The 13669-nt window shown below is 66.4% G+C and carries 10 protein-coding genes; 7 read left to right on the top strand and 3 right to left on the bottom strand.

Annotation, left to right across the window (positions count from 1 at the left end):
* Positions 1 to 73: 73 nt before the first annotated feature.
* The 6 genes from smc (at position 74) to J2R76_RS35855 (ending at position 8483) form a co-directional block, all read left to right on the top strand.
* Positions 74 to 3538 carry a chromosome segregation protein SMC gene (gene smc / locus J2R76_RS35880; RefSeq protein WP_253625575.1) on the top strand — a complete coding sequence of 1155 codons (3465 nt, stop codon included), beginning with the start codon at positions 74 to 76 and terminating at the stop codon, positions 3536 to 3538.
* Between the two features lie 152 nt (positions 3539 to 3690).
* Positions 3691 to 4686 (top strand): small ribosomal subunit Rsm22 family protein, encoded by a 996-nt coding sequence (locus J2R76_RS35875; RefSeq protein ID WP_253625574.1) that lies wholly within the window; start codon positions 3691 to 3693, stop codon positions 4684 to 4686.
* A 215-nt stretch (positions 4687 to 4901) separates the two neighbouring features.
* Complete coding sequence (locus tag J2R76_RS35870; protein WP_016839704.1) at positions 4902 to 5462, top strand: LemA family protein; 561 nt, start codon at positions 4902 to 4904, stop codon at positions 5460 to 5462.
* A 167-nt stretch (positions 5463 to 5629) separates the two neighbouring features.
* Positions 5630 to 6847: a M48 family metallopeptidase gene (locus J2R76_RS35865; RefSeq protein WP_253625573.1), complete on the top strand. Its 1218-nt coding sequence runs from the start codon at positions 5630 to 5632 to the stop codon at positions 6845 to 6847.
* Between the two features lie 163 nt (positions 6848 to 7010).
* Complete coding sequence (locus J2R76_RS35860; protein WP_016839706.1) at positions 7011 to 7754, top strand: hypothetical protein; 744 nt, start codon at positions 7011 to 7013, stop codon at positions 7752 to 7754.
* A gap of 60 nt (positions 7755 to 7814) precedes the next feature.
* Entirely contained in the window at positions 7815 to 8483 is a 669-nt protein-coding gene (locus J2R76_RS35855; protein ID WP_253625572.1) for a hypothetical protein, read from the top strand.
* A 157-nt stretch (positions 8484 to 8640) separates the two neighbouring features.
* On the opposite strand, the gene J2R76_RS35850 is transcribed toward J2R76_RS35855, so the two are convergent.
* Positions 8641 to 9180 carry an adenine phosphoribosyltransferase gene (locus J2R76_RS35850; RefSeq protein ID WP_018273383.1) on the bottom strand — a complete coding sequence of 180 codons (540 nt, stop codon included), beginning with the start codon at positions 9178 to 9180 and terminating at the stop codon, positions 8641 to 8643.
* A 115-nt stretch (positions 9181 to 9295) separates the two neighbouring features.
* A complete protein-coding gene (locus J2R76_RS35845; protein ID WP_253589312.1) occupies positions 9296 to 11461 on the bottom strand; it encodes an anthranilate synthase component I in 2166 nt (721 codons plus the stop codon).
* 356 nt (positions 11462 to 11817) lie between these two features.
* Between J2R76_RS35845 and J2R76_RS35840 the strand changes: the two genes are divergently transcribed.
* Positions 11818 to 12816, top strand: coding sequence for a VOC family protein (locus tag J2R76_RS35840; protein ID WP_253625571.1), 999 nt, complete (start codon positions 11818 to 11820; stop codon positions 12814 to 12816).
* Between the two features lie 167 nt (positions 12817 to 12983).
* Here the strand turns inward: J2R76_RS35840 and J2R76_RS35835 are convergent, their stop codons facing one another.
* Positions 12984 to 13658: a dienelactone hydrolase family protein gene (locus J2R76_RS35835; protein ID WP_057017022.1), complete on the bottom strand. Its 675-nt coding sequence runs from the start codon at positions 13656 to 13658 to the stop codon at positions 12984 to 12986.
* Between the last annotated feature and the right edge of the window lie 11 nt (positions 13659 to 13669).

Genomic DNA, 13669 nt, shown 5'->3' with positions numbered 1-13669 from the left:
ACACACCGACATTGCCTTCCATGGTATTGTCACGGCAGGGAGATTCGCGCCCGGCCAAACGAGATTTGTGTACATGAAGCTCACGCGCCTCCGCCTGCACGGTTTCAAGTCGTTCGTTGAACCCACCGATTTCATGATCGAGCCGGGCCTGACCGGCGTCGTCGGACCGAACGGCTGCGGCAAATCCAATCTCGTCGAAGCGCTGCGCTGGGCGATGGGCGAGACCTCGCACAAGTCGCTGCGCGCCGCCGACATGGACGCGGTGATCTTCGCCGGTTCCGGCAACCGTCCGGCGCGCAACCACGCCGAAGTCGTGATGACGATCGACAATTCCGATCGCTCGGCGCCGGCCGCGGTGAACGACAGCCAGCTCCTGGAAATCTCCCGCCGCATCGAGCGCGAGGCCGGCTCGGTCTACCGCATCAACGGCCGCGATGTCCGTGCAAGAGATGTGCAGATTCTGTTCGCCGACGCCGCCACCGGCGCGCGCTCGCCGGCGCTGGTCCACCAGGGCAAGATCGGCGAGATCATCCAGGCCAAGCCCGAGCAGCGCCGTCGCGTGCTGGAAGACGCCGCTGGCGTTGCGGGTCTGCATGCCCGCCGCCACGAGGCGGAACTGCGGCTGAAGGCGGCCGAAACCAACCTCACCCGCGTCGAGGACGTGATCGGCCAGCTCACCGGTCAGATGGAAGGCCTGAAGAAGCAGGCGCGCCAGGCGATCCGCTACCGCGAGGTCGCGGCCAAGGTGCGCAAGTCCGAGGCGATGCTGTTCCATCTGCGCTGGATCGAGGCCAATGCCGACGTCAACGACGCCGCGCAGACCCATGATATCTCCGTGCGCGAGATGGCCGAGCGCACCCGCGAGCAGGCCGAATCCGCCCGCATCCAGGCGATCCGCGCCGCCGAATTGCCGGCGCTGCGCGATGCCGAAGCGCGCGCCGCCGCCGGCCTGCAGCGCCTGACCAACACGCGCGAGATGCTCGACCGCGAGGAGCAGCGCGCCAAGGAGCGCGTCGGCGAGCTCGATCGCCGTCTCACCCAATTCGCCCAGGACATCGCGCGCGAGCAGCAGCAGACCTCCGATGCCGACATCGCGCTGCAGCGGCTCGACACCGAAGACGCAGAGCTGAAGGAAGAGATCAAGTCGCGCGTCGAGAAGCGCTCCGGCGTCGACGAGCGCGTCGCTGAGGCCGAGGAGATCCTGGCCGCGACCGAGCGCCAGTTCTCCGAGCTGACCACGCAGCTCGCCGATCTCACCGCCAAGCGCAATCAGCTCGAAGCCGGCGTGCGCACGCATCGCGACCGCTTGGCGCGGCTCGATCAGGAGATCGCCAGCGTCCAGGCCGAGGAATCCAGGCTCGCGCAGGAGACCGGCAATCTCGGCGACATCGACGCGCTGGCCGCCGCCATGGAGATGGCGCAGCAGACCCTTGCCGAGTCCGAGGCCGCCGTGCAGACCAGCGAGGCGCATCACGCCGCCGCGCGGCAGACGCTGGAAGCCTCGCGCAATCCGCTCACCGAAGCCGAGAAGCGCGTGCAGCGGCTCGAGACGGAAGCCCGCACCATCTCCAAGCTCGTCACCAGCGAGACCAAGAATCTGTGGCCGCCGATCATCGACGGCATCACCGTCGCCAAGGGCTATGAAAAGGCGATCGGCGCCGTGCTTGGCGACGACCTCGATGCGCCGGTGGATTCCTCGGCGCCGATGCGCTGGACCAATATAGGCGTGGCCGGCGAAGATCCGGCGCTGCCGGATGGCGTCGAGCGGCTGGCCGACCATGTCCAGGCGCCGCCGGAACTGGCGCGCCGCCTGGCCCAGATCGGCGTCGTCGCCAAGGAACGCGGCGCGGCGCTGGTGTCGCAGCTGAAGACCGGCCAGCGGCTGGTGTCGCTCGAAGGCGACGTCTGGCGCTGGGACGGCTTCGTCGCCGACGCGCATGCCCCGACCGGCGCCGCCCGCCGTCTTGCCGAGCGCGCCCGTCTTGTCGACATCGAGCACGAGCTGGAACAGGCCCGCATCGATGCCTCCACCAAGCGCCAGGCGCTGGAGACGGCTGAAGAGGAATTGCGCTCGGCGTCCGCCGCCGAGGGTGCCTCGCGCGAAGCCGTCCGCGCCGCCCGCCGCGAGGCCGACGCCGCGCGCGAACGTCATGCCGCCACCGAGCGCGAGATCAACCGCCACGCCGCACGCAAATCGGCGCTGACCGAGGCGCACAGCCGCGTCGCCGCCGACCGCGCCGAGGCCGAAGCCGCATATGAGAGCGCGGCTGCCGCGCTCGCCGAACTGCCGCCGGGTGTCGAGACCGAGGCCCAGCTCGCCGCGGTTCGCGCCGAGATCGACAACCAGCGCCGGGCCGCGGCACAAGTCCGCGCCGAGGCGCAGGCGCTGGCCCGCGAGGCCGAGCTCGCCGACCGCCGCGTGCAGGCGATCGTTGCCGAGCGCAACGAGTGGCAGAACCGCAAGACCAGCGCCGCTTCGCAGGTCGAGACCGTCGAGGCGCGCATCGCCGAAGTGTCGGCCGAGCGCGAGGAGCTCGCCAATGCGCCCGAAGTCTTCGCCGAGAAGCGCAGCGCGCTGATCACGGAGATCGAGCACGCCGAGGGCGATCGCCGCATCGCCGCCGACGCGCTGGCGACCGCGGAAGCCGCGATGGCGGAAACCGATCGCCTCGCCAAGGCCTCGCTCGAAGCGCTGTCCTCATCCCGCGAAGCTACCGCGCGCGCCGAGGAGCGTATGGAAGGCACCCGCCGCCGCCTCGCCGACATCGAGCGCGAGATCCACGACATGCTCGAGGTCGAGCCCAGCGCGGTCGTCGGCATGGCCGAGATCGAACCCGGCCAGGAGCTGCCGCCGGTCACGCAGGTCGAGGAAGAGCTCGAAAAGCTGCGCCGCGACCGCGAGCGGCTCGGCGCCGTCAATTTGCGTGCCGAGGAAGAGCTCAAGGAAGTCGAAACCCAGCACACCGCGCTGACCACCGAACGCGACGATCTGGTCGAAGCGATCAAGCGGCTGCGCCAGGGCATCCAGAGCCTCAACCGCGAGGCGCGCGAGCGCCTGCTGACCTCGTTCGAGACCGTTAACAACCACTTCAAGCGGCTGTTCACCGAGCTGTTCGGCGGCGGCGAAGCCGCGCTGCATCTGATCGAGAGCGACGATCCGCTCGAGGCCGGCCTCGAGATCATCGCCAAGCCGCCCGGCAAGAAGCCGCAGACGCTCTCGCTGCTCTCGGGCGGTGAGCAGGCGCTGACGGCGCTCGCGCTGATCTTCGCGGTGTTTCTGACCAACCCGTCGCCGATCTGCGTGCTGGACGAGGTCGACGCGCCGCTCGACGACCACAACGTCGAACGGTTCTGCACCCTGCTGAACGAGATGACCGGCTCGACCGAGACACGCTTCATCATCATCACGCACAATCCGATCACGATGGCGCGGATGAACCGGCTGTTCGGTGTCACCATGGCCGAGCGCGGCGTGTCGCAGCTGGTGTCGGTCGACCTGCAGGGCGCGGTGGACATCCTCGACCAGAACGTGGCTTAGGCGTAGCACCTACGCGTCGACGTCATTTTCTGGATACCCGCGCCTCCGCATCGTCATTGCGAGGAGCGATAGCGACGAAGCAATCCATGCCTCAGCACGCGGCGCTATGGATTGCTTCGCTCCGCTCGCAATGACGTGGGATAGTCCGTCACATGACCTCACCCGATCTCCCCGCCGAACTGCGCGCAGCCCTCAACGCCAGGCTCGAAGGCCTGTCGCGCAGCGACGCCGCCGGCCGCGCGGCGGTGATCTCGCAGACCTATCGCGAGGGCGGCGGCTCCTCGACGATCAGGACCGAGACCGATGCGCTGGCCTATGCGCTGGCGCGGATGCCGGCGACCTATGCCGCCGTCGCAGCGAGCCTCAACGCCCTGACGGAGATCAGGCCGGACATCGCGCCGGCGCGCCTGCTCGATGTCGGTGCCGGTCCGGGGACCGTGACCTGGGCCGCCGCGGAAGCGTTCACGTCGCTGCGGGACTTCACCCTACTTGATGCCAACGGCGCGTTGCGGACGCTCGCCGAGGAGCTGTTTCACGGCAGCATTCGCCTGCACGACGCCAGCTATCAACTCGGCGAGGCGCGCGCCCTGCTCGACAAGGCCGAGCCCGCCGACCTCGTCGTCGCCAGCTACATGATCGGCGAACTCGGCGATGCCGAGCGCGGGGCGCTGGCCGATGCGCTGTGGTCGAAGACCAGCGATACGCTACTGGTCGTCGAGCCCGGTACGCCCGCCGGCTACGCGCGGATCATCGCACTCCGCGCGCGATTGATCGCTGCCGGCGCGCATGTCGTGGCCCCCTGCCCGCATGACGGCGGCTGTCCGCTGGTCGCGCCCGATTGGTGCCACTTCTCGCAGCGCCTGCAGCGCTCCCGCGCGCACAAGCAGCTCAAGGGCGCCGACGTCCCGTTCGAGGACGAGCGCTTCGCCTATGTCGCGCTGAGCCGCGCGCGCGTTGAGAACAGGCCATCGCGCGTGCTGGCGCAGCCGGACGTCGGCAAGGTCGAGATCGCGGCGAAACTGTGCACGCCCGAGGGCGTATCGGTTGCGCGGATCCCGCGCCGCGCCAGAGCCGAATACGCAAGCGCCCGGCGCTGGCGCTGGGGCGATGCGGTATCTCGTCGTCCCGGCCTTCGCCGGGACCCATAACCACCGAAGTTTGTTGTGAGTGAAGCCGTCGCCGCTTGTGCCCCTACCGCGGGCCGCGGCGCATGGGTCCCGGCCTTCGCCGGGACGACGGAATATGTTGAACCGATGTCGGCCAACCTTCGACTAACGCTTGCCCACCTTTCCGCGGCGGGCTGCCCTGCGCCCCGATCTTGGGCTACGGTGCCGCCGTCTCGTCCATCAGGAGCTGCCCCGTCATGTCGACCAGCTGGATCGTTATCGGCGTCATCGTGCTTCTCGTGCTGTTTGCATTCGGCGCCTACAACCGCCTCGTGGCGCTCAGCCAGCGGGTCGGACAGGCCTTTGCCGACATCGACGTGCAGCTCAAGCAGCGTCACGACCTGATCCCGAACCTGGTCGAGACGGTGAAGGGTTATGCCGCACATGAGCGCGGCACGCTCGACGACGTCATCAAGGCGCGCAATTCGGCGATGTCGGCGCAGGGCCCGGCCCAGGTCTCGGCGGCGGAAAACCAGCTCTCCGGCGCGCTCGGCCGGCTGATCGCGCTGTCGGAGGCCTATCCGGACCTCAAGGCCAACGCCAATTTCCAGCAGCTCGCCTCCGAGCTCTCCGATCTCGAGAACAAGATCGCCGCCAGCCGCCGCTTCTTCAACAACGCGGTCCAGGAATACAACACCGGCATCCAGCAGATGCCGGCCGCGCTGTTCGCCGGCATGTTCGGCTTCACCCGCAAGGATTTCTTCGACCTCGGCGCCAGCCGCACGGAGGTCGAGGCGGCGCCGAGCGTGAAGTTCTGATTACTTCCTTCGAGATGACGCCCCTTCGGTCATTCCGGGGCGATGCAACGCATCGAACCCGGAATCTCATCTCACTCACTAATCTCGAGATTCCACAAAGCGCAATTGCGCATTGGGGTTCGCGCGTGCCGCGCGCCCCGGAATGACGGTGAGAGCGGACGCGCACCATGGCCGCCTATGGTCTCTACACGCATATCGCATCGAACAAGTTTCGTTCGATGCTGCTACTTGCCGGCCTGTTCCTGCTGATCTACGTGCTGGTCTATGCCGGCGCGCTGGTCGCGGAGGTGATGATCGATAGCGGCCGCACCGTCGACTACTACCTGACGCGGGCCTCGCGCGACCTGGTCTCGGCCTTCCCGTGGGCGACGATCGCGGCAGCGACCTGGATCGTGATCGCCTATTTCTTCCACCAGAAGATGATCGATGCCGTCACCGGCGGCGAGAGCGTGACGCGGCAGCAAGAGCCGCGGCTCTACAATCTCCTGGAAAATCTCTGCATCTCGCGCGGCATCCCGATGCCGAAGCTGAAGGTGATGGACAGCCCGGCGCTGAATGCCTTCGCGACCGGACTGAACCGGAGCCAATACGCCATCACCGTCACCACCGGCCTGTTGAAGGCGCTGAACGATCAGGAGATCGAGGCCGTGCTCGGCCACGAGCTCACCCATATCAAGAACGGCGACGTGCAGCTGATGGTGATCGCGGTGATCATCGCCGGCGTGGTCGGCTTCTTCGGCGAGCTGTTCTTCCGCCTGTTCACGAACCTGTCGTGGAACTCGAGCGGCGGCGGAGGCGGCTGGTCGTCTTCATCCTCTCGCTCCTCGTCATCCTCCTCGGACCGCGACAGCAAGGGCTCGGGCGGCGGGGCGATCATCGTGATCATCATCGCGGTCGCGCTGATCGTGCTGGCCTGGCTGCTGTCGCAGGTGGTCAAGCTCGCGCTGTCGCGCTCGCGCGAATTCCTCGCCGATGCCGGATCGGTCGAGCTGACCAAGAACCCCGACGCGATGATCTCGGCGCTGCGCAAGATCGAGAACCGCGGTGAGCTGCCGGACGCCACCTCGGCGGTGATGGAACTCTGCGTCGACAATCCGCGCGAGGGGTTTGCCGACCTGTTCGCCACCCATCCCTCGGTCAAGTCACGGGTCGATGCCCTGGTGAAATACGCCGGCGGCCACGATCCCGGACTGCTGGCGCTGCCGGACGAGACGGGGCCGCAGGATGAGCCGTCCGCGGCGGGCGACCAGCCCCCGCCGGCGACCCACGGCCCATGGGGCGATGTGCCGCCGACACAGAAGAGCAATCCGCCGGCGCTGCCGGGCAACAACCCCACGCAGGGACCATTGGGTCCTCTCCAGGGCCCTTGGGGACGACACCGCTAATCGCGCCCTAGCCTACTCAGTCCATTAAGGAAATTCCCACCAAACCCATCGTGGCCGCCTTAAGGAATTGAATTCTCCCTCGTTTCTGCCATGTTCGCGCCCAAAGCAGTGTGGGGACTTGCCGATCGCCATCGCGATCGGGAGCGCGCTTTAAGGGACTTCCATGGCAAAGCCGGTTGTGATCGTGGTGGGCGCCGACAAGGGCGGGGTCGGCAAGACCACCGTCTCGCGGACGCTCCTGGACTATTTCAGTGCCAATAACGTGCAGACCCGGGCGTTCGACACCGAATCGCCGCGCGGCACGCTGAAGCGCTTCCATCCTGACATCACCGAGATCGTCGACATGACGACGACCGCGGACCAGATGAAGATCTTCGACACGCTGAACTCGGGGCCCTCGGTTACCGTGATCGACGTCCGCGCCGGCCTGTTGTCGCCCGCGCTGGCCTCGCTGCGCGATATCGGCTTCCTCGACGCGGCGCGTTCCGGCCAGATCACCTTCGCCGTGTTCCATATCCTCGGCCCGTCGATCGCTTCGCTGGACGAGATCGCCGAAACCGCCAACTTCATGAGCGGCGCGAAATATTTCCTGGTGAAGAACTTCATCAACGACACCCAGTTCTTCCAGTGGGACCAGGCGACCTACAATTCCTACTTCCACCGCATCAAGGATGCCGTGGACCTGACCATCCCGAAGCTCAACGAAATGGCCTATGAGCAGGTCGAGGTCTCCTCGGTTCCGTTCCTGAAATTCGTCGCCAACAAGGGCATCAACGACGACGCCGCCAACTACTCCTTCGTGCTGCGCGGCTATGTCCGGCACTGGCTCGCCAATGTCTGGAGCGAGTACGACCGGATCAAGCTGACCGATCTCGTCGGCGCCAAGTCGGCCAAAGGCGAAAAATAGTCGGACCTTCGACCTTGATGGGGCTGGATTAGGCGAAAATTTGGCCTGATATAGCGGGCGATGTCGTCCACGCCCGTTTACATCATCTGCTCGCCCCGCCCGCAGGTCGGCAAGACGCTGATCGCGCGGCTGCTCGGCGAATTCCTGCTGCTCAAGAACGGCGACGTGGTCTGCTACGACATCAATCTGAAGGAGCCGTCGCTGCTCGACTACCTGCCGCGGATCACCGAAACCGCGGACGTGATCGACACCTACGGCAAGATGCAGCTGATGGACCGCGTCATCGTCAATGATGGCATCGGCAAGGTGATCGACCTCGGCTACCACGCCTTCGACGAATTCTTCAAAATGTGCGACGAGATCGGGCTGATGAAGGAGGCGCTGCGCCGTCGCGTCGCGCCGGTCATCCTGTACGTCGCCGATACCGACCGCGCCTCGGTGCGTGGCTACCAGACGCTGCTCGGCACGATCCCGCCGAACGCGCTGATCGTCATCGACAACGAATTCGTGGTGCGCGGCGAGCTGCCGCCGGTCATGACCGCCAGCCGGGTGCTGCGCTTCCGCGCGCTGCCGGTGTTCCTGAAGACCTATATCGACCGGCTGAACTTCTCCTTCACCGGCTATCTGCGCCAGGAAAGGGATTCATCGACCGAGCTGCATCAATGGATCCGGCGGAATTACACGACGTTCCGCGATCTCGAATTGAGCATGCTGCTGCAGCGGGGATGACTCTGCTCCCTCGCCCCGCTCTTGCGGGGAGAGGGTCGGGGTGAGGGGCTGGTTCCGCAAATTCGACCGAGATTGGAGTGCGCGGAGAGTCCCCTCACCCGGATCGCATCTTCGATGCGATCCGGCCTCTCCCCGCACGCGGGGCGAGGCTAAGAGATCAATGCCCCTCGAACGCCATCAGCGTGCGCACCGGAACGTCCATCGCGCGCAGCTTGGCCGCGCCGCCGAGGTCGGGCAGGTCGACGATGAAGCAGGCGGCGACCACATTGGCGCCGATCTGGCGCAGCAGCTTCACCGCGCCCTCCGCGGTGCCGCCGGTCGCGATCAGATCGTCGACCAGGATCACGCGCTCGCCCGGCTGCACGGCGTCGGCATGCATCTCCATCTCGTCGATGCCGTATTCAAGCGAATAGGCAATCCGCACCGTGGTGTGCGGCAGCTTGCCCTTCTTGCGGATCGGCACGAAGCCGGCGGAGAGCTGATGCGCCACCGCGCCGCCGAGGATGAAGCCGCGGGCCTCGATGCCCGCGACCTTGTCGACCTTCGCCCCCGCCCAGGGATGCACCAGCTCGTCGACCGCGCGGCGGAAGGCCCTCGCATCCGCCAGCAGCGTCGTGATGTCGCGAAACAGGATGCCCTTCTTCGGGTAGTCCGGGATGGTGCGAACAGTCGCCTTGATGTCGTGGTCGAAGGTCATTGGTCTCGCTCTGAGGGTCATTCCGGGGCGATGCGAAGCATCGAACCTGGAATCTCGAGATTCCGGGTCTGGTGCTAACGCACCATCCCGGAATGACGATGGTTAAACTTAGCCTTCACTTGCTACTCACATTAAGCCGGAATGCATTCTCGACAATGCGCAGGCCGACCTCGTTGCCGAGCGACATCAGCGATTCCGGGTGGAATTGCACGCCGCCGACCGGCAGGGTCTTGTGCTCGATCACCATCGCGACGCCGTCTTCGGTGGTCGCGGTCACCGCCAGCACCTCGGGCACGCTGTCGCGCTCGACATAGAGCGAGTGGTAGCGGCCGATCACGATCTCATTGGGGAGGTTCCGCATCAGCCGGCCGCCGCGCACCTGGACGCGCGAGGGACGGCCGTGTGCGGGCTGGCCGAGCTGGCCGAGCTGGCCGCCGAAATACTCGCCGATCGCCTGCACGCCGAGGCAGACGCCGAAGATCGGCAGCTGCTTCTCGAGCGCGGTGTCGATGGTTTTCGCGATGCCGAAATCCTCCGGCCGACCCGGCCCGGGCGACAGCACCAGGAGGTCCCAGCCCTTCTTCTTGAGCATGTCCTGGGCATGGACGTGCCTGACCACGGTGACGGTGGCGCCGACCTGGCGGAAGTAATCGGCCAGCATGTGCACGAAGCTGTCGTCGTGATCGATCAAGAGCACGTTCTTGCCGGAGCCGGTGGCGTCGGGCGCGAAATCCGACAGCGGCTTCGGCGGATCGCCGCGCAGCGCCTGGAACAGCGCCGCCGCCTTGACCTGGCACTCACGATCCTCGGCGGCGGGATCTGAATCGAACAGGCAGGTCGCGCCGACGCGCACCTCGGCAAGTCCATCCTTCATACGGATGGTGCGGATGGTGAGCCCGGTGTTGATGCTGCCGTCGAAATTCACGCAGCCGATCGCGCCGGCATACCAGCGCCGCGGCGACCGCTCGTGATCCTCGACGAACTGCATCGCCCACAGTTTCGGCGCGCCGGTCACCGTCACCGCCCAGGCGTGGGTCAGGAAGGCGTCGAGCGAATCGAAGCCCGGCCGCAGCATGCCCTCGACGTGATCGACGGTGTGGAACAGCTTCGAGTAGGTTTCGATCTGACGCCGCGCCAGCACCTTGATGGTGCCGGGCACGCAGACGCGCGCCTTGTCGTTGCGATCGACGTCGGTGCACATGTTGAGCTCGAACTCGTCCTTCTCCGAGTTCAGGAGCTTGCGGATCTGCTCGGCATCGCCAATCGAGTCCGAGCCGCGCGCGATGGTGCCCGAGATCGGGCAGGTCTCGACCCGGCGGCCGTCGGAGCGCACGAACATCTCCGGCGACGCGGAGACCAGGAATTCACCGTCGCCGAGATTCATCAGCGCACCATAGGGTGACGGATTGATGCGGCAGAGCCGCTGGAACACTTCAGCCGGCGAGCGCTCGCAGGGCTCGGCGAACAGCTGCCCGGGCACCGCCTCGAACAGGTCGCCGCGGGCAAACGCCGCGCGCGCGACCTCGACAGTCGCCTGATATTCGCCGGGCGCGTGATCGGCAAAGCCTTGCCGGCCGTTCCTGGCGTAGAGGCTCGGAGCGGTCTCCTGCGGCAGGCCGGCGGTGGATTTGCCCTTCCACGCGAACTCGTAATTGAGCGCCACGCCGCGGCCAGTGGCGCGGTCATAGGCCAAGAGACGGTCCGGCACGTAGAGCACGATGTCGCGCTGGTCGGCCTCGCGGGCGCGCTTCCGCACGAGGTCCTCGATCTGGAACACGAGGTCGTAGGCGAAGGCGCCGAACAGGCCGAGCAGCGGATCGGCATTGGAGGTGAACGCCGCCACCATGTCGCGCACCAGCGACATCACGCTGGCGCGACGCGTGCGCTGGTCTTCCTCGACCGGCGCGGCGCCGCGGATGATATGGCCGGCGAGCCGCGTTGGGGTCCGCTCCGAGATCACGACGCAGGGCTCGCGCAGCACGTCGCCGAGGAAGGCGATCAGGACCTCGCCGCGCGGGTTCAGCGCCTGCAACGAGAAGTTGGTGCCCGACGTCTCCAGCGCCAGCGGCGGATCGGCAAAGCCGAGGTCAAAGCTCTCGTAGCGGCCCGGTACCGTCGTGCCCGAGGACAGCACCACGCCGCGGCGGCGGTCCAGCAGCGCGATCAAATCGTCGAGACGGTTGGCGCCGCCGGTGAACTGCTCGACCACGCGCGCGACCGCAAGGCCGCCATTGGTCAGATATTCGCTTCGAGCCGGCAGGGAGAAGACTGTCCTGTTCATGTGATCCTCTTACGAGACTTGCCGAGAGAGCGCCACACAGGACAAACGAAGGGCAAATAAACTAACCATCGGTCGCACTGCGATGGCGACCTTCGACGTTTGTGAAAAAAGAAAACGCACCGGCCACCTATGAGAAGGTGGGCCACCAACGACGGGATGGGCAGGCAACGGTGCTCATGCCCGTTACTCACCACCCGGCGCGGGCCGTGTCAAGAGATGGCCCGGCACCCCTGCCCCAATCCTGGACGCCCTTTCGGGCGGCATTTTCGGGTTTGAAGGGGCAGGAATCCGCGTAGGATTTGCTGAAATGGCGGCTGGTCGGCCGCCCAAAAAACAGACAGATGGCGGAGGCGCAGATGGCGATTTTGGGTCTCGGATATGCCGGCTTCGGCTCCGACGCGCTCGACGACTGGAGGCGGTTCGGCACTGGCCTCGTCGGGCTGCAGGCGGTCGAACGCGGCAATTCGCTGCTCGCGTTCCGGATGGACGACCGCAAGCAACGCATCGTGATCGACCGCGCGCAGGGCGAAGGCACCCGGTTCTTCGGCTGGGAGGTAGCTGACAGTGCGGCCCTCGATGCGCTGGCGGCACGGCTGGAGCGCGCCGGCGTCACCGTGACATCAGAGCCGCTGGCGCTCGCAGATAGCAGGCGGGTGCGCGGCCTGATCTCGTTTCGGGATCCCGGCGGCAACCGCCTCGAGGCGTTTCATGGCGCCGAGATCGACGACACGCCGTTCAGGCCGGGGCGCTCGATCTCCGGCTTCCGCACCGGGCCGCTCGGCCTCGGCCACGCGGTGCTGACCGTCGAGCACATCGCCCCGGTGATGAGCTTCTATGTCGACGTGCTCGGTTTCGGCTTAAGCGACTACATCGAAAAACCGTTCCGCGCCTATTTCTTCCATGTCAATGCCCGCCATCACTCGCTGGCGCTGATCGAGACCGGCACGAACGGCATGCATCATCTGATGGTCGAGCTGTTCTCGCTCGACGATGTCGGCCAAGCCTACGACGTCGCCCAGCAGGAAGATCGCGTCAACGTCACGCTCGGCCGTCACACCAACGACCTGATGACGTCGTTCTACGCGAGGTCGCCGTCCGCCTTCATGGTCGAGTGCGGCTGGGGCGGCCGCGAGATCGATCCGGCGAACTGGACACCGTTCGAGATGCATGACGGCCCGAGCCTGTGGGGCCACGAGCGGGTCTGGCTGTCGCCGGAGGACCGCGCCGTCGCGCGCGAGATGCGGATGCGCGCCGCCGCCGAGGGCAAGCGCGCACCGGTGCAGGTGATGGAAGGTAATTTCAAGCTGATGTCGGGCACCTGCCCGTGGTGGGACGGGGTGAAGGCGGAGAGTTAGATCTCGCCGTCGTCCCTGCCTAGTGCGCAATTGCGCACGGGAGCAGGGACCCATAACCACAGGGCCTAGTTATTTGGCGAGATGACTGCCAGCGTGCCCATTGCAAAAGCCACGGCGTATGGGTCCCGGCCTTCGCCGGGACGACGCCGGTGGTTTTGGCAATCGCCTTACCCCAGGTGCTTCTTGAAGAAGTCCGTGGCGCGGCCCCAGGCGAGTTCGGCGGCCTCGCGGTCGTGCACCGACTGGCGCTGCTCGTTGACGAAGGCGTGCTCGGCGTCGTAGCGGAACAGCTCGAGCGACTTGCCGGCGGCCTTCATCGCCTTCTCGAAATTGCTGACGAGCTCCGGCGTGCACCAATCGTCCTTGTTGGCGAAATGCGCCTGCAGCGGAATCCTGACGTCGGCGGGCTTGGCCGCCTGCTCCGGCGGAATGCCGTAGAACACCACGCCCGCAGTTAGTTCCGGCACATGCACCGAGCCGATGATGGTCACCGCGCCGCCGAGACAGAAGCCGGTCAGGCCGACCTTGGCGCCGTTCTTGGCGAGATACTGCGCGGCGCCGCGCACCGTCTGCGTGGTGGCGTCCATGAAGTCGAGCGAGTTCATCTCTTTGCCCGCGGCATCGGTGTCGTGATACGGCACCACCTTGCCCTTGTAGAGATCGGGCGCCAGCGCATCGAAGCCAGCCACCGCGAAGCGGTCGCACAGGCCCTTGATCTGGTCCGACAGGCCCCACCATTCCTGGATCACGACGACGCCGGGTGCGTTGCCGCGCGCCGCATTGGCGAGATAGCCCGACGCATCCTTGCCGTCCGGACGCTTGAAGCTGATGCTGGTACCCATGAGTTCCTCCG

The organism is Bradyrhizobium sp. USDA 4532 (assembly GCF_024171315.1).
Classification (GTDB): Bacteria; Pseudomonadota; Alphaproteobacteria; order Rhizobiales; family Xanthobacteraceae; genus Bradyrhizobium; species Bradyrhizobium australafricanum.
Note: the sequence above shows the minus strand (reverse complement) of the source record. Positions and strands in the feature narration are given on the sequence as shown.